This is a genomic window from Schwartzia sp. (in: firmicutes) (genome assembly GCF_978017985.1).
In genome coordinates this window covers 1-17,353 of sequence record NZ_CDXDFU010000128.1, presented here as the reverse complement: position 1 = coordinate 17,353, position 17,353 = coordinate 1, and the positions used below count along the sequence as shown (strand labels likewise).

Below are 17,353 nucleotides of genomic sequence, written 5' to 3'. Positions count from 1 at the left end.
GAATTTCCTGCTTTTTAATTGAATTTTCAAACAAAAAGCAGATGCCGTAAGACATCTGCCAAAAATTCACAGCGACCGCAAGGCCGCCAACAGTTCTTCATTTTCTTCTTTTGTTTTGACCGCGACGCGGACAAACATATTATCCAGTCCCGGGTAGTTAGAGCAATCACGCAGTAGAAAGCCTTTTTTGCGCATCCGGGCACAGAACGCCGCGGAGCTTTCCCACTCTTCTCCAAGATGGATAAGTATAAAATTGACCGTCGGTTCAAATACCTTAAATCCCGAAATCGTGCGAAGCTCTCCTGCAAATCGTGCGCATTCCTCCGCAACCAGTTTCTGTGATTTTTTCTGATACTCCGTATCCTTAAGTGCCGCAACACCTGCTCTCTGAGCAGGAAGGTTCACGTTCCATGGGTCTTTCCCCATGTCCATCTTTTCCGCGCGGTTCGGATTTGTAACTGCAAAACCAAGGCGCAGCCCCGGGAGCGCGTAAAATTTCGTAAGCGAACGAAGTATTATGAGATTATCGTATTTTGCCGTAAGCGAGCGAACGGAATATGCATCCTCGTCCTCACGAAAATCAAGAAAAGATTCATCTACGGCGACAATTGTTCCGGTTAATCCGGCTTTTTTAATGAGCTTTTCCAGTTCTGCACTTTTAAGCATATTACCTGTAGGGTTATTCGGATTACCCAGAAGAATGCAGTCAATGCCCTCAAGCTCTACAGAATCCACAGAAAGAACGAAATCCTCTTCCTCTTTCAGCGTATGATAGACTACATCTGCTCCTGCTGCCAGCGCCGCACGCTCGTACTCACTGAAGGACGGTATCGGAAGCAGAACCTTTTTCGGATGCTCTGTATGAAAAAGCACATAAAAAAGCTCCGCCGCGCCGTTTCCAAGAACAAAATAATCCGCAGGAACTCCGTAAAAGTCAGAAAGCGCTTCCTTCAACGCTTTTCCGCTTGGGTCAGGATAATGAATAATATCATCTATGGAATCTGCAACCGCCGTCCGCACGGACGATGCCAGCCCCAGAGGATTAATATTGGCACTGAAATCTCTCCAGCCGCCCTCCGGTGCTCCTTCGCAATATACATTTCCGCCATGCACGAATCTATTTTCCATAGGATTACTCCTTCTCTATAATGGTTCCGCCCGATATGAGCTCCGCACTCTGGAGAAATGTAAGATGCGGGAATTTTTTCTGTAAAACGGCAGCCTGTGTCTCCACGAAAAGCTTTTTACGCTCGGGAGAAAACAGGACGCCCAATATCGTGCCGCTATGCGCTACATTGACGCCAAGAGCCCCAAGAGTGCGGGATTCCGCGATAATTTCCGAAAGCTGCGCTTTGTGTAAAATAGCCTGATTTGCAAGGGCACTTTTCGTTGCCGCTGCCGCAATGGACGCCGCCGTACGGGGTTCTGCCAGAAGTGCCAGCGCGGCTTCGGTCTGCTCTTCGTTTTTTACGCTGAGCTCACTGAGATCATCACGCTGGTGAAAAGCAAGTGTATCCACCGCCCCGCCTGTATCAAAAATCGCAATCTGCATACGTGGCAGCTCTCCCAGTGATTCATAGCATTCGCCCGTCATGTGGTTAAGGCGCACCACACCTTCAAAAAAAATGCCGTCAGTAGGCTCAATGCCCGCAGCAATACGTGACACCTCAGGAGCAGTAATCTCATGCCCGAACACCGCCGCCACCGCGTAGCAAACGGCAGCAATATCCGCGCTTGATGATGCCATGCCCTTACCTATGGGCAGCTCTGACGAAAGCGCAATCCCATACGGAAAAGATGCTTCCCCAAGATAATGCAGCGTACGTTCAAGAGCCTTTTCTGCTTTCGCGCCGAGTCCTTTTCTGTATACGGCTTCATCAGTAACAATAACTGTTGTATATAAATTTACCGGGCATGTCACGAGAAACGGGACACCCTTTCGGGTTCCCTGCACAAGCTCGCCGCATGATCCCGGTACCTTGACTGTCAGCTTCATGGAGTTTCTTCTCCCATTCGTTCTATTGAATAAATCTGTCTGCCACCAGATATGTCAGCAGTACAAGCGCTTCAGTAAGCGTAGCAGTTGCTCCGTAAACATCCCCTGTCATGCCGCCGATTCTTTTCGTGACGTAGCCCGCGAAAAAATATGTAAACGCAGTACCCACAGCGAGACAAACAAATGCTTTAATCCCTAACGGCGCAAGCAGCAGAAGTGTTGTTAAGAGCGCAATCGGAAGAGTATTCGCCGTTGAATAATCAGAAAACATTCTTCCCAGTCCGTCAGGACGTGCAAGAGGGAAACGGCGTATTTCGATTACGACCATAAAACGTGCAATTATCGGCATCGCAAAGAGCGCAGGTACTAAAAGAGACGGTTTCATATCAAGAAGTGTTCCCCACTCCAAAAGCATAAGCGCAACAAAGCAAAATACCGCATTTGAGCCGACACAGCTGTCTTTCATGATTTCCAGCATACGTTCACGGGAACGGCCTGAAAAAACTCCGTCCATAGTATCCATGAAGCCGTCGCAGAAAATCCCGCCTGACATAAGAATGGGCAGTACCAGGAGCACAACGGTCACGAGGTGCGGTGGCAAAACCACTCCGTACGACGGCAGAAGCGCCGTCATAAGATATGCCGCCCCCGCGTAAATCGCACCGAGCACGGCACCGATAAGCGGAAAGAATTTCACGCTGGAGCCGAAATCCTGCTCTGTCCAGTTATCCTGTTTTACGATACAAAGACGCGTCAAAAACTGCAGTCCGATAAAAAAAGCACGCATCCCAAAACCCCTTGATTTTAGTAGAACATCTCAATCGCGTGCGGAATAGTTTCCACCTTCATAGGAAGAGACGGTCCCTTCTCTCCGTCGAGGTCTCCCTCTACGGCTTCGCCCGCATCGACTGTGATTTTTTTTGCCTGAACATATAAAAGATTCGGGTCGTCAGGACGTACATTTCCCGAAACAACATCTTTTGCCAAGGCAACAAAGCTCGGAAGGCTGCATTTTTTGACAACAATCAAATCCAGCTTTCCGTCATCAAGCTTTGCAAGAGGCGCAACATTTTTCAGTCCGCCTGCTATCCCGCTGTTGACGATAACAAAGAAATAAGCATGTACATCATATTCCGCACCGTCAGCTTCTATATGAAGAGGCAGCGTGCGGAAATTAGGAACCTCACCGATTCCGCGGATATAATACGCTATCTTTCCGACAACATTTTTCACACGGACGTTTACTTCATGGGCAACCGTCGTAAGCATACCAGCGCTCGCAACATTTATAAAATAGCGCCCATTGGCACAGCCCACATCAACCGGCTTCTTATTGCCTGCAACAATACGGTCGATATAAGCATCAATAACTTCATCTCCGCCAGTCAGGTTGAGATATGTAGCAAAGTCATTTGATGTACCGCTGCCGAAAACGGCAACGGGAGTTTTAAGGTCGTTTCTCACAACGTAGTCAACGACCTCGCCGAGTGTTCCGTCCCCTCCTGCTGCAATCACTCCGTCAGGAGCTGCTTCCTTTATGAATTCGGGAAGCGCGGAATTATCTATTTTCGTACGGTACGGAATAAGCATAGCACCGCGTTTTTCAAACGCGTCTATTATATTGTCAAGCTGACGGCGGAATGTAGCATGACCTGAAACAGGATTATATACAAGTACAAAGCGTTTCAAAGTTTTTCCTCCTCTTTCGCAGGCGCTTCCTCTGCAGGAGTCTTGAATACTCCTATACGACGCAGGAAACGAATGCTGACGCGTCCAAGCATAGGCACACGCGCCATATCCTCCTCACCGATTCCGCCGATGAGAAGCATCACAGCAATATAGACAGCGCATCCGAAAAATGTTGCGCCAAATGTAGATACGGCATTGATGGCCCATGCAGCCATGGTAAAGTCATAGAATACCTTTACAGCGCCTGCCATAACCACAGAAGCTCCTATTGCCTTTGCAAGGTGCCCCCACTCCATGCTGTAACCGATATATTTGTATATGAAGAACATGTTTATTATTGCAGCGACACCCATATCCGCCGCGGTAGCAAACGCCGCACCGAGAATACCAAGCGCAGGGATAGCCGTGAGCGTCCAGTTCAGAACAACCTTCGCCACAGCCGCAAGAATCATGTTAACCATAGGAATCGAAGGATGTCCGAGTCCCTGTAAGATTCCCGTCGATACCTGATGAAGTCCCAGAAGCACAATACTGAATGAGCATGCCCATACAGCAGGACCGGCCCCCGGAGCACTGTAAATAAGCGACGAAATAGGTGTAGCCAGGATGCACACCACAACAAAAGCCGGGAAACAAACAAAGTTTGAAATACGGATTCCTGCCGCTGTCTGGTCATAAACCCTCTTGTCATCCTTCAGAGCCTTCGCTTCAGAAAGCGCAGGAATAATGCTCACTGCGAGAGATGCCGTGATAATCGTCGAAAGATTTATAAGCGGCACTGCCATTCCCGTAAGATAACCGAACAGCTCAGTTGCCTGATTCACTGTATATCCCGCAACCTCAAGACGCTGCGGTACAATAACGAGGTCAAGATTCGATACTACAGGCAGCATAATGCTTGCCGCAGAAACCGGCAGAGCCAGTTTGAAAAGGCGGGTAATAATGTGTGTCCACGGAGTCTTGTATTCGTCCGGGCGCGGTTTCAGCTCCTCCGGAGTATACATCTCCTTAATGTCACGGTCGAGCTTCCAATGATAATACACCAGCACTATGAGGCCTGCCACAGCACCGGCGCACGCGCCCATGCTGGCACCTGCCGCCGCATACTCCAACCCCCATGGCAGGAACAAATCCGCCAAAACAATCATGGTTATTACGCGGAAAATCTGCTCAACAATCTGCGACATTGCAGTCGGAGTCATACGCTGCCAGCCCTGCAGATATCCGCGTGAGCTTGCAAGCAGCGTAACGAAGAAAATAGCCGGAGCAAGAACTACTACGGAATAATAGGCTCGCGGGTCACGGATAAACTGATAATCAATAAGCCAGCCCGCGCCGAAATAAGTAAGCAGAGAAAAAACGATACCTGTAATGAGCATAAGCCACATGGATATGTGAAATACTCTTCGCGCTCCGAAAATATCCTTTACTGCCACGCGCTCCGCCGTAATGATTGAAATAGCAACCGGTACACCGGCTGTAGATACGGACAACGCAAAGAAATAAATCGGAAAAGCCATCTGGTAAAGGCCGATACCCTCACCACCCAGCACTCGCGATACAAAAATCCAGTTCAGGGAACCGATTACTTTTACCACGATACCGGCGATTGTTAATATAAATGTTCCTTTCATCAAGGATTCGCCCTGTTTGGACTTATCCTTTACGGAAGCATCCTGTTCGCTAATTTTAAACACCGTCCTGACGCCCGCCTAAAAGCAGGCGCACTAATAGAAAGGCAGCAAATGCCCATACATTAAAATATTAAGGCGAAACAGGGAGTTTGTCAATTTATACCGCGTATATATAGGCATTTTCATATAACTCGGAAAAAGATGTCCCCCACGTCTGTAAGTGGGGGTTGGGACAAATAACAGGCGGTGATCATATCTCGCATCCCGTTAAAATGCCGCAGAAGAAAGTTGCCTGTGGCAAACTTTTATTTAAGGCATTATAATAATACTATCATCCCATCACCAAAGAAGGATTTTTATGACGATTAATATCGCGCGGTTCAACGTAACAATAGGAAAAAACAAGCCTGAAAATATCGTTCACTCGGAAAACAGCTGCCCATTCTGCAGCCCTGAAACTCTTACAGATATCATAGAGTCCGAAAACGGCATGATTTTTCTCCGCAACAAATACAACGTGCTTGAGGACGCTGACCAGTTCGTGCTTGTCGAAGCAGACAGATGCGGAATCGATATGCCGGATTACTCAAAGGAGCACATGCACAGACTTATGCGTTTCGGATTAAAGCACTGGAAACGCCTTGAAGATTCCGGACTTTACGACAGCGTTGTCTTTTTCAAAAACCACGGACGTTTTTCCGGCGGCACAATGCGCCACCCTCACATGCAGATTGTTGGCTTTCATCACATCGATTCCTCACTCATGATTGAACCGGAAAGCTTTAACGGCATCAAAATAACTGAAAAAGACGGCGTATTGCTCAATGCTTCTACGAAGCCGCGTCTTGGCTTCGGCGAGTTCAACATTATCGCCCCGGCTGATCCGCCCGACACCTTCGCCGACTTCATTCAGGTAACAACGGGCTTTATTACCAAACGCTTCATAAAGAGTCAAGAAAGCTACAACATCTTTTTCTACCACCTGGGAGACAAGATTGCGGCAAAGCTCATGCCCCGCTTCCCAACCTCTCCGTTCTATGTTGGATATAATATACGCCTTATGTCTACAAATTTTCAGGAGGTCTGCAGCGCCCTGTGCCGCGAATTTGAATAATATTGCATACGAAAAAGGCCATGCTCAAAGCATGGCCTTTTGTTGTTACCCAAGTTTCCTGTGAAATTTTACACGCTCAATCATAATACGATAGCCTGCCGTAAAGAAATACTTGCAGTCAGGGTCTTCGATTGCCTCTTTTACCTTATCACTCGAACCGCCAAACATCCCCACCCGACGGTTGAAAAAGCTCTTTGCTTCATCTATTCGATTGAATGCATTGATTTCAGCAAAACGGTCACGAAGATTGTCTCCGTTTTCGATAACGCAGAAGCCTTCCAGCTCCTCATAGTCGTACTGTTCATCAGGGGCGTTCGCATTGTCCAATTCCTTCACACCCTTTTCTTCACACAGAAGGGAAAGCAGGTATGCCACCTCTCCCTGAAAACGTTCCGGCGGTAAAAGCGTTTCAACGAGTGCCGCCTGCTGACCGAAGGTTTCAACTCTAAAGATTGGATGGTCTACAGAGTCAATTTCTTCAACGTATTTTCTCTCGGCATCACGTATCAGATTAACCAAATCGTACTGCGGTACAGGCGCGTCCGTAAGCTTTGCATCCTGCTTCACAAGGTACGTGTATATTCGGACACTGCTCATCTCAACGAACCTCCGTAACGGAACGCATAGTTCTTTGTTTTCTGCCAAAGAGCGTTGCGTTCCTCTTCCGTAAATTCGCCGGCCGGGTCAAGGCTTTTAAGTGTGCTCTCGACCGCGTAGCCGAGCCGTGCATTTTTGTCTGTTCCCCCGCTTGGGTCCTGCATGTAATAATAGGCCAGGCAGCGAAGTGATTTCTGCATCTCGCGCCGGTCAGTATACGCGATAAATCCGGCAACTGCCAAAAGAATCATGGCAAGTACGAGAATCATCGTGCTCATTACCATTTTGTTTCCTCCTCAAAATAAAACCAAGAAGAAGCGCTCTCGCGCATATTTCTTCAAAAACCTGCCCTATCATACCTCTTTGCGGTCAGGAGGTACAGGATAAAGCTTCAAATCAGGATTGTTGTCCGTAATCCATCCCAGTGCCCACTCGTTGCTTACGAGAAGAACAGGATAGCCGTGACGGTCATAAACGAACATGCCACGATCGGCACCGCGCAGCGATGTGGGAGCAACCTCACGTCCGTCCTCATACTGCATCCATCTTGCAACCTCATATGGCTGCATGGTAAGTTCTACCTCAACATTATACTCGCTCTTGAGTCTATATTGCAAAACGTCAAACTGAAGTGTGCCGACAGTGCCTACGATATAAGACTCTGTGCCTGCTCCGGCCTGCTGAAAAAGCTGAATTGCACCTTCCTGCGTAAGCTGCTCGATACCCTTTACGAACTGCTTGCGCTTCATGGTGTCCTTAGCCTGAACACGGGCAAATTTTTCCGGCGGGAACACCGGGAAATCAGCAAATTTGAACTTTTTACCCGCGTCGCAGAGTGTATCTCCGATACCGAACACTCCCGGGTCAAAGAGACCTACAATATCGCCCGGATATGCGGTATCAATGATCTGTCTGTCCTGTGCAAGGAACTGCTGCGGCTGCGCCAGCTTGATTGCCTTATTTTCCTGTGCATGCCATACACTCATATTGCGCTCGAATTTACCCGACACAATACGGATAAATGCAAGACGGTCGCGGTGTGCAGGATTCATGTTAGCCTGAATCTTGAACACGAATGCCGAGAATTTCTCATCCTCCGGCTCTACCTCGCCCTCAGAAGACATTCTCGGTGCAGGCGGCGGTGCAAGGCGCAGATATTCCTCAAGGAAATTCTGCACACCGAAGTTCGTCATGGCAGAGCCGAAGAACATGGGCGTAAGATCGCCGTGCGCCACCTTCTCAAGGTCAAAATCCTCGCCTGCTTCATCAAGCAGCGTGATATCATCAAGCAGCCCCTGATAGGTTTCCTCATCAAGCTTTGCTTTCAGCTCATCTGAATCAAGCTCGTAAATAGCAGATTCGCGGGCCTTCTGGCCGTGCGTCTCATCTGCTTCAAAAAGCTCGACCTTCTTCGTCTGTCGGTCATATACACCACGGTAGCGTCCGTCGGAGCCTACAGGCCAGTTCATCGGATAGGAACGGATTCCAAGGACGTTTTCCAGCTCGTCCATAAGGTCAATCGGTGCTTTACCGAAGCGGTCAAGCTTATTTACAAATGTAAAAATAGGAATATGTCTCTCACTGCAGACCTTGAACAGCTTTTTCGTCTGTGTCTCGACGCCCTTTGCAGCGTCCAGCACCATGACAGCGCTGTCCACAGCCATCAGTGTACGGTATGTGTCCTCACTGAAGTCCTGATGGCCCGGCGTATCAAGAATATTGATACGGCAGCCGTCATAATCGAACTGCAGTACAGAGGATGTAACAGAAATACCTCGCTGCTTCTCGATTTCCATCCAGTCGGAAACTGCGTGTCTCTGTGTTTTTCTGGATTTGATTGAACCTGCAAGATGGATTGCGCCTCCGTATAAAAGGAGCTTCTCCGTCAGCGTTGTTTTGCCGGCATCCGGATGAGAAATAATCGCGAATGTACGGCGTTTCTTTATTTCACGGTTTAACTCTTCACTCATTACTGTGCTACCTTCACCTTTGTCCATGCTTTATCATATTTGGAGAGGTTGTCTCCCAGGTCATCGAATACTTCCGTGTTTTTGCGGATTTCTTCGGACGGATATGCCGCAATATCCTTCTGAACAGCCGGATCAAGCTGCTTTTCAACAGACGGCAGCGGTGTTGCATAACCGATATACTCAACATTGCGTTTTGCGATGTCCGGACGCGTCATGAAATTGATGAATTCCTCTGCCTCAGCCATGTGTTTCGTTCCCTTGAGGATAACCATGGAATCGAACCAGAGATTTGTTCCTTCCTTCGGAATAGCATATTCGAGGTCAGGATTTTTCTCCTTCATGAACATTGCATCACCGGACCATACAAGAGCAAGCGCGCCCTCACCCGCAATCATCTTATCCTTTACCTCATCAACGACATAAGCAAGGACAAGCGGTTTCTGCTCAATGAGCTTGTTCGCTGCTGCTTCAAGCTCCTGCTCGTTTACCGTGTTCATGGAATATCCGAGATACTTGAGAGCGATACCGATGGAATCACGCGGGCTGTCCAGCATGAAAATCTGCTTAGCATATTTCTTGTTCCAAAGCATTGCCCAGCTGTCAACCGGCTCAGTTACCATCTTTTTGTTGTAGATAATTCCAAGCGTACCCCACATATACGGAACGGAATATTCATCCTTCGGGTCATACGGAAGATGCTTGTACTGCTCACCGATTTCCTTGTAGTTGGAGAGCTTCGAAGTATCGATTTTCTCGACGAGACCTTCCTTAATCATGCGTTTAATCATGTACTCGGAAGGAACAGCAACGTCATAATCGCTGCCGCCGGATTTCACTTTGACATACATATCCTCGTTAGTTGCATAGGTATCATAGATAACGTGGATTCCCGTTTCCTTTTCGAAATCCTTCAAAACGTCAGGAGCGATGAAATCACCCCAGTTATAGACCTTCAGCTCGCGCTGAGCTTTTTTCTTTTCGCCGCCGCAGCCCGCCAAAAGAGCTGCACCCAATACGCACACCATAACAACGCAAAGCAGACGTACAATTTTTTTCATTTAAAAGTTCCCCCTAATTGCCGTTTCAGGCATGTTTCTGTTTCTTTTCTCCTGTAACCCGACGGTTTACCGCCAGCAAAAGCACCAGCACTACAAGGAAAAGAATCGTAGATAACGCGTTGATTGTCGGATGAATACCACGTCGTGCCATAGAATAAATCAGTATGGACAGGTTATTCACCCCTGAGCCTGTCGTAAAGAAGCTTATTACGAAGTCATCCACCGACAGGGTAAACGCAAAAAGCGCACCCGTCACAATACCCGGCAGAATCTCAGGCAGGACAATTTTTCGAAATGCATACGACGGACTCGCCCCAAGGTCAAGTGCCGCCTCGTACAACGACGAATCAAACTGCTTCAGCTTCGGCAAAACCGTAAGAATAACATACGGCACATTAAAAATAGTATGTGCCAGAAGCAGCGAAGCAAGCCCTAGATTCATCTTCACGAATATGAACAGCAGCATCAGCGAGATACCTGTCACGATATCCGGATTCAGAATAGGAAGATACGTGAGATTCATCACTATCTTCTTCTCCCACCGGCGCATATCCTTATGCATTGCAAATGCCGCCAGCGTCCCGATGATTGTCGCCAAAATCGCGGAAAGCACCGCGATTATCAATGTATTATAGACCGCATCAAGGATAGCGCTGTTCTGCATGAGGTCCTCATACCAGCGCAGGGTAAAGCCTCCCCATGTGGCACGTGATTTCGAATCATTGAACGAAAAAACGATAAGGATAAAAATCGGCAGATATAAAAAGGCAAATATCAAAGCCGTATAGGAACGGCGAAGGAATCGCATCATACCAGCATCCCTCCGTTCCCGTTTTTATTATATCGAGAAAGGAATGCCATGCTTATAATGATAAGAATCATCATAAGCACGGAAAGCGCCGAGCCAAAGTTCCAGTCGCCTATAGCAAGGAACTGCTGCTCTATGACGTTTCCTATGAGCATATACTGCCCGCCGCCCAAAAGCCTCGAAATAACAAAGGTCGTAACCGCAGGCATGAATACCATGAGCATTCCCGCATATACCCCCGGCAGAGACAGCGGAAACGTCACACGCCTGAAGGACGTCCACGCATCTGCTCCGAGATCCCCCGCTGCCTCCAGAAGGCTTCTGTCCATCTTCATCAGGACCGAATAAATCGGAAGAATCATGAAGGGAAGGAAATTATATACCATACCCAGCAGTACTGCTCCGTCAGTATACAGTAGCTGCAGGGGCGGTATGTTAAACATCGAAAGGATTGTATTGATAAGTCCTTTCTTTTCGAGAAGCGTCATCCACGCATACGTTCTCAAAAGGAAATTCATCCACATCGGAATGATGGTAATAACCACAAGCATGTTTCGATATTTCACACGGCACGTAGCGAGAATCATCGCCATAGGATATCCGATGATAAAACATGCGAACGTAGAAATACCTGCGAGCCATACCGAGTGCCACAAAACCTTCAGATATACAGGCGATGCAGCCTGCTGAATATTTTCAAGCGTAAAAGCGTAAGTGCCCTTTGCCGTAAACGCAAAATAAAATATAAGCGCCAGCGGTACCACCGTGAAAAGGAACATCCATAAGTGGTACGGATACACCAGCCACCGTCTCTCCATCAGACTGCCCCTTTCGCGTCGTCCGAACGAAGCATAACATGAATCTCATTCGGTCCGATATTGATACCGACTTCCTGCCCCGCAGGAGTCATTGCCGTACTCTGGGCAAGCCACGAGAATCCGTCAGGTGTATCGATTACCATTTCATAGTGTACGCCCTTGAACGTGACAGTACGCACTATACCGGTAAGCATTCCCTGCTCAGGCGCCACAAGAACAATATCCTCAGGACGGACAACAATATCCGCCTCTTTATCCTCCCCGAGTCCGCGGTCTACGCAAACAAATTCACGGCCTGCAAAGTATACAAGCTCGTCCTTTACCATGCGGCCCGGAAGAATGTTGCTCTCTCCGATAAAATCAGCCACAAAAGGATTTTTAGGCTCGTTGTAAATATCCTCAGGACGTCCAATCTGCTGAATACGCCCGCCGTTCATAACGACAATTGTATCGCTCATGGTCAGGGCTTCCTCCTGATCATGGGTTACATAAATAAATGTCGAACCGACACGCTGCTGAATGCGCTTGAGTTCGACCTGCATTCCCTTTCGCAGTTTCAAATCCAGTGCCGAAAGCGGTTCATCCAAAAGAAGAACCTCCGGCTCATTTACAAGAGCACGCGCAATAGCCACACGCTGCTGCTGTCCGCCCGAAAGCGACTCTACAGCACGCTCGCCGAACCCCTCAAGATTTACGAGCTTCAGCATCTCCTCGACGCGTTTTTTCATCTCATCCTTCGGTGTCTTTTTGATTGTCAGTCCAAAAGCAATGTTCTCAAACACATTCATGTGCGGGAACAGCGCATGCTTCTGAAAAACTGTATTAACCTTCCTTTTATAAGGAGGCATTTTGCTGATATCCACTCCGTCAAAAAGAACCTGCCCCGATGAAGCCTGTTCAAATCCGGCGATAATACGCAGGGTCGTCGTCTTTCCACAGCCGGACGGTCCCAAAAGCGTCAGAAATTCATTTCTCCGAACCGAAAGATTTATTTTATCGAGAACGGTATGACCTTCAAACTGCTTCGTGAGGTCTACCAGATTTATAATGCACTGCTCCTGCATGAAACATTCCCTTTCTCCCGTAAACTAGCGTGCACAGAACCACAACAAAAAAGCCCGAAGTTCATCTCGAGCCTATGCACCCATTCTTTGCTATTATAACGCATTTGTTCAAGTTTTGCCACAGGCAAAACTTCATCTGTCAGCGTTTCAACGAGGTGATATATTTACTTGCCGCCTGTTATTTGCCCTTTCTCACGCTCATAGAAGTTAGGGAAACATCTTTCACCGAGTTATACATGTTTTTATCGAAAAATAAAGATGTCCGCAGGTCTTTTTCCTACAATTAATACAGAAAGTATTACGACAATATATTCCTGATGATAAAACAGCTCCCGCACTTTTCGCACAGGAGCTGTTAACCATCACTATTGGATTAAATCATATTCTGTTTGTAAGCAACGTAGAGGTGTTTGAGTTCTTCCATCTTGTCGTACATCTCAACCTGCAGACCGGATGCCGTTGCATAGTCACCTGACTCAAGAGCGTTTACGAGCAGCGTAAAGAGGGATTTTTCATCAATGCTGTCCTTTGCAAGGTATGCACGGATGCCGCTGATTTTCGTCCAGTTATAGGAATCCTGGTCGGTGACAGTATCGGCCTCAATCTCCTTAGCCTTGCGGACGATTTCGCGGTTCTCAGGAATGATACGGCTCTCAAGCTCTGTCTTCCAACGGAGAAGTGCGCCTTCAACGAAGGATTTGACGATTGCTTCGTCCAGAGCGCCGCCAGCAGTAACAACAGCACGTTTCTCAGGGAAGTTGGAGAGGTTTTCCATATTCTCCCAGACCGTTGCCGGCGGAGCGCCGAACATGCGGTCACGTTCCTCCTGCGTGTAGTCCTCAAATACATCTTCCTCGCTGCGGTATGCACGGTCTGTCTCAAGGTAGAAACCTTTTTCACCCGGCTTCTTGGAAAGCTCCTTCAGAAGCTCTGCCGTTGTATGCTCTACTGCCATCTTCGCGCCGTCGAGAACTGCTGAATAGATAGCAGCCAGTGCAACGTATGTATTCGTGTACGGGTTGCATGCGCGGAGTTCAAAACGTGTAGCCATCGGGTTGTTTACATCGCGGATAAGACCTGCGAGGATTGTACGGTTACGTGACGGAACCTCAGGTGTAGTGCCGATTGACGTAACGATACATACAGGGGCTTCAAAACCCGGTTTCAAACGGTTGAATGCATCATTGGTTGCGGAAACGAACGGATTGATAACCTCGTAGTTTTTGAGAATACCCATGATAGCACCGTAACCGATAGCGCTCATGAAGTCCTTCTTTAATTCCTTCGGAGCGAAGAGATTGACGATACTACCGTCCTTCATGCGTGCAGCCATTCCAACGTGTGTATGTTCACCGTTGCCTGCAAGACCAATCATCGGTTTAGCTTTGAAGTTAACCTCAAGACCGTTTTCACGGAAAACCTCTTTTACGAGCGTGCGGACGAGAAGCTCGTTATCCGCGGCCTGCAGTGCATCAGCAAATTTCCAGTCAATCTCAATCTGCTCGCATACATGGGACATGTTGCCGGATTCATCAATGTGTGCCTTGAGACCGCCAACCTCTTTATGACCCATCTCTGCGCTAAGGCCGTAATCATCAAGCATCGCTACGCTCTGCTCAAGAGCTGTGCGGACTGCACCGCGTGTGCGCTGCCAGTACAGCTCCTGCATAACCTGAGAAGCACTCATCTCAGCGATATCTGCTTCCTCCAGCGGTGTCTTAACCCAGAACTCAAGCTCTGTTGCCGAGGTGAAAACGATATCCTCAACCTCTTTGCCGTTTACATGCTCAAGACCGGAAACCGTAGGATGCTTTTTAAAGAGTGCAAGCAGCTCATCTTTTACATATTCAAGTGTATCTTTCAGAACAGAACGGGAATCAACATGCTTTCCTTCATGAATCAGGAATGCCGGGATACGGAGTGTACCGACCGGTTTCTCAAGCCCTTCGTCATAGTTTTCATAGTTATAATCTACGAACCAGTTAACTGACGGGTCAATCGGCATGTCTACCTTCGCGTTATTCAGTGTAGCAATGCCCGGGAGAACAACGGAAGAACCGTCTGTCTGGACTGCAGTGCCGGCATAGAAATCATCAATATCCTTCAGGAAAATACGCATCGGAATTTTCTCATCTGTATCGTTTCCGGCAAGGTCTACACCGACGAGGGAAACGAATTTGATTTCCGGGTGTTCTCTGAGGGACTCAAGAATTTTTTCCTTCGGAGTGTTAGCAGGGATGACATAAAGCAGATCTTCCATTTTAATTACCACCTTTTAATTATTTTTGAAAAAAGAAAGAGCCTTACGACACCCGCGCACAGCGCAAGCTCGTAAGGCTCCATTGCCTTCATTTTTCAATTACAAGGAGAGTATAGCACCTCGATTTATGTTTGTCTATAGTTTTTTGCAAAAAAAATAGACCTTTAAGATTTTTATGCTTTCGGCAAAATTGAACGAGCCGGCAATTACCGACTCATTCGTAAATATAGCGTCTATGCCCTACAGCACAACTAATATAAACAGCCTGCTGTTCTGCATATCATAAATGTGGAAAACTGTAATTCACAGCATTATAATTATCTAATAACAAATGATTTCACAAAAGCTTTCTTCTGTCCGCCACATTCATCAGGACAGATACCCCCAATCCGCCTGAAAGGAGTGCTGTGTCATGGAAATTATTGCTTTTTTTATTTCACTCATTGTTTTAGGAATCCTGTATCGCAGAATGATTGCACGTGACCTACCTGAGCCAATAGGCCGAATGCAGGCTGTCGTTCCTGTTTTGCTTGGATTTGTTTCTACACCGCTGTCCTTCATTTTCACATTGACATGCGGTTATTTCCTTTCGACCAACGGATATACCCCTGCTGACCACTCCCTAATCACGCAATCCGTAGTTTCAGCCTTTTTATTTGCCGGACTTACTGAAGAAGTTGCCAAATTTCTTATGATTTTAGCTTCAGCTGCAATCTTCAGCCGCACCGTCAGAAACGTCTATGAATACACGCTGATAGGCGCAGCCGTCGGTTTCGGATTTACCCTGCCCGAAGAAATACTTTACGGCTCTGATTTGCTGGGATTTTTGTTCAGAATTGATTTCATCGCCGGTCACATGATATTCGGAATCATAATGACTTATTACCTTGGCATGGCAAGACACAGGAGGTTTACCGCTCAAGGCTCTTCAACCAGGGAATACGTACTCGCGTTATTGGTTCCAATACTGATGCACTCTCTATACGATACCTTCACCGCAAATAACAAATTTCTGACTGACGCGGATGAAAACATGCAGATGATTGGAGCAGGCATTGGAATTGTAGTGGCACTTGCCGCGTTTGTTATTCAAATCGTGATTCTTATCAAGCACAAAAAGAACGCGGAAAAGCTATGCTCTCTGCGCCTTTCGTAACGAGGAACTTTTGCCTAAAGCAAAACCGCAGCTAATATTGTATAATATCCTTGAACAGGATGTGAACTCACATGAACAATGTTACGAGATATTGCAGGCAGGCGGGTTTATCTCCGCAGGACCTTACAAATAAGCTCCGCATTCCCGCTCCTGTGGTAGATAAGTGGGAAAAAGGCGAATTAACGCCTCCGGTATGGGTAGAAAAGAAAATTTTCGAGCTTGCCAAGGAAGAGCGTATGCGTAAGATGAAGCTGCATCGCCGTCCCCGAGTACAACCCGGAAGTGATCCGAAACGGAGGTGGCGGCCATAGCTAAGCATGAAAAGCATCAAACAAGAAAAGAAGCCGCGCATCTGCGGAAAATACGTCATATAAAATCAAGGCTCATGAGCGTTCTGCTCACGGGTTCTCTTCTTTTTGTCCCGACCATGTCTGTGTCAGGTTCTACACTTTCACAGCCGGCGCCTTCGGGACTCACCCAAACCACCGCACAGAAGCCGCTTTCGCGCACACCGCTTTTATCATGGGATAAAAACCTTGACGCAATTGCGTACGAAATCGAGATTTTCAAGGAAAACATCAAAAACATTGACCCGCTCGATAACAATGAACGGGCATTTTTCCATACAACGACAGTCTACACAAATTCATACAGCCTGCCTCTTTACGAAATGGAGGGCAATCTTCCGAAAAACGGGCCCGTATACTGGCGTGTCCGTGCGCTCAGCCTTGACGGCCAGGCAATAAGCCCTTTCTCCGAGCTTGTTCCGCTATACACGGACCCGATGCTTCCGAGGATAGATGCACCGATTCCAAGAACGATAAATCAAAATGCCAAAGGCAGCGCAATGCTTTATCCTGTCTACAGCTGGATTCGCCCATCAAATGCGGCATCCTTCGAAATACAGGTGTTTTCAGATGACCCTGACAAAAATCCATCTCTGAAACCTGTTGCTGATTATATGTCTCCCATAACTGAATTCTATGACCCTGCCCCACGCATGGGCCCTGCTGCGTTCTACTGGCGTGTTCGCTCTCTGGACGATTCAGGAAAGCCCATAGGCAACTGGTCAAAAAGCACAGGCTTCCGCACCTCTCCCACTGATAACTGGGAGATTGCGGTTTTCGGTGACAGCATAAGCCATGGCGGCGGTCATATTTCCTTTGGCCCTGCAGACCTCGAATACAGT

General features: G+C 47.6%; 16 protein-coding genes and 1 pseudogene. 4 read left to right on the top strand and 13 right to left on the bottom strand.

The genetic code is table 11. The annotated features are described in order from the left end of the window. Positions 1–66: 66 nt before the first annotated feature. The 5 genes from cobD to ACY69O_RS05865 are packed head-to-tail and all read right to left on the bottom strand — an operon-like array spanning position 67 to position 5,382. A complete protein-coding gene (cobD, locus tag ACY69O_RS05885; protein WP_462332535.1) occupies positions 67–1,128 on the bottom strand; it encodes a threonine-phosphate decarboxylase CobD in 1,062 nt (353 codons plus the stop codon). Between the two features lie 4 nt (positions 1,129–1,132). Continuing rightward, on the bottom strand, positions 1,133–1,996 hold the full coding sequence (locus ACY69O_RS05880) for a GHMP family kinase ATP-binding protein (RefSeq protein WP_462332534.1): 864 nt from the start codon (positions 1,994–1,996) through the stop codon (positions 1,133–1,135). A 22-nt stretch (positions 1,997–2,018) separates the two neighbouring features. Further along, positions 2,019–2,783, bottom strand: a complete 765-nt coding sequence (locus ACY69O_RS05875) for an adenosylcobinamide-GDP ribazoletransferase (RefSeq protein WP_462332533.1) — start codon at positions 2,781–2,783, stop codon at positions 2,019–2,021. 17 nt (positions 2,784–2,800) lie between these two features. Further along, positions 2,801–3,685 carry a diacylglycerol/lipid kinase family protein gene (locus ACY69O_RS05870; RefSeq protein ID WP_462332532.1) on the bottom strand — a complete coding sequence of 295 codons (885 nt, stop codon included), beginning with the start codon at positions 3,683–3,685 and terminating at the stop codon, positions 2,801–2,803. Beyond that, a complete protein-coding gene (locus tag ACY69O_RS05865) occupies positions 3,682–5,382 on the bottom strand; it encodes a putative polysaccharide biosynthesis protein (protein WP_462332531.1) in 1,701 nt (566 codons plus the stop codon). Before ACY69O_RS05865 ends, ACY69O_RS05870 begins: the two co-directional genes overlap by 4 nt. Before the next feature lie 295 nt (positions 5,383–5,677). Between ACY69O_RS05865 and ACY69O_RS05860 the strand changes: the two genes are divergently transcribed. After that, positions 5,678–6,433 carry a DUF4931 domain-containing protein gene (locus ACY69O_RS05860; protein ID WP_462332530.1) on the top strand — a complete coding sequence of 252 codons (756 nt, stop codon included), beginning with the start codon at positions 5,678–5,680 and terminating at the stop codon, positions 6,431–6,433. 45 nt (positions 6,434–6,478) lie between these two features. Here ACY69O_RS05860 and ACY69O_RS05855 read toward each other — a convergent pair whose 3' ends face one another. The 8 genes from ACY69O_RS05855 to ACY69O_RS05820 all read right to left on the bottom strand — a co-directional run bounded on the left by ACY69O_RS05855 (position 6,479) and on the right by ACY69O_RS05820 (position 15,008). Beyond that, positions 6,479–7,030 (bottom strand): hypothetical protein, encoded by a 552-nt coding sequence (locus ACY69O_RS05855; protein WP_462332529.1) that lies wholly within the window; start codon positions 7,028–7,030, stop codon positions 6,479–6,481. After that, positions 7,027–7,314, bottom strand: a complete 288-nt coding sequence (locus ACY69O_RS05850) for a hypothetical protein (protein WP_462332528.1) — start codon at positions 7,312–7,314, stop codon at positions 7,027–7,029. Before ACY69O_RS05850 ends, ACY69O_RS05855 begins: the two co-directional genes overlap by 4 nt. Positions 7,315–7,383: 69 nt before the next feature. Further along, positions 7,384–9,000 carry a peptide chain release factor 3 gene (locus ACY69O_RS05845; RefSeq protein ID WP_462332527.1) on the bottom strand — a complete coding sequence of 539 codons (1,617 nt, stop codon included), beginning with the start codon at positions 8,998–9,000 and terminating at the stop codon, positions 7,384–7,386. Further along, a complete protein-coding gene (locus tag ACY69O_RS05840; protein ID WP_462332526.1) occupies positions 9,000–10,058 on the bottom strand; it encodes an ABC transporter substrate-binding protein in 1,059 nt (352 codons plus the stop codon). The genes ACY69O_RS05845 and ACY69O_RS05840 overlap by 1 nt, the downstream gene beginning before the upstream one ends. 25 nt (positions 10,059–10,083) lie before the next feature. Beyond that, complete coding sequence (locus tag ACY69O_RS05835) at positions 10,084–10,869, bottom strand: ABC transporter permease (RefSeq protein ID WP_462332525.1); 786 nt, start codon at positions 10,867–10,869, stop codon at positions 10,084–10,086. Further along, complete coding sequence (locus ACY69O_RS05830) at positions 10,866–11,684, bottom strand: ABC transporter permease (RefSeq protein WP_462332524.1); 819 nt, start codon at positions 11,682–11,684, stop codon at positions 10,866–10,868. The genes ACY69O_RS05835 and ACY69O_RS05830 overlap by 4 nt, the downstream gene beginning before the upstream one ends. Next, a complete protein-coding gene (potA, locus tag ACY69O_RS05825; protein WP_462332523.1) occupies positions 11,684–12,748 on the bottom strand; it encodes a spermidine/putrescine ABC transporter ATP-binding protein in 1,065 nt (354 codons plus the stop codon). The genes ACY69O_RS05830 and potA overlap by 1 nt, the downstream gene beginning before the upstream one ends. 373 nt (positions 12,749–13,121) lie before the next feature. Further along, positions 13,122–15,008, bottom strand: coding sequence for a glutamine synthetase (locus ACY69O_RS05820; RefSeq protein ID WP_462332522.1), 1,887 nt, complete (start codon positions 15,006–15,008; stop codon positions 13,122–13,124). A 412-nt stretch (positions 15,009–15,420) separates the two neighbouring features. Between ACY69O_RS05820 and ACY69O_RS05815 the strand changes: the two genes are divergently transcribed. The 3 genes and pseudogenes from ACY69O_RS05815 to ACY69O_RS05805 form a co-directional block, all read left to right on the top strand. After that, positions 15,421–16,164, top strand: coding sequence for a PrsW family glutamic-type intramembrane protease (locus ACY69O_RS05815; RefSeq protein ID WP_462332521.1), 744 nt, complete (start codon positions 15,421–15,423; stop codon positions 16,162–16,164). A gap of 71 nt (positions 16,165–16,235) precedes the next feature. Then, on the top strand, positions 16,236–16,475 hold the full coding sequence (locus tag ACY69O_RS05810) for a helix-turn-helix domain-containing protein (protein ID WP_462332520.1): 240 nt from the start codon (positions 16,236–16,238) through the stop codon (positions 16,473–16,475). Next, positions 16,463–17,353: pseudogene (locus ACY69O_RS05805) on the top strand (GDSL family lipase); the annotation flags it as partial. The gene ACY69O_RS05810 and the pseudogene ACY69O_RS05805, both read left to right, overlap by 13 nt.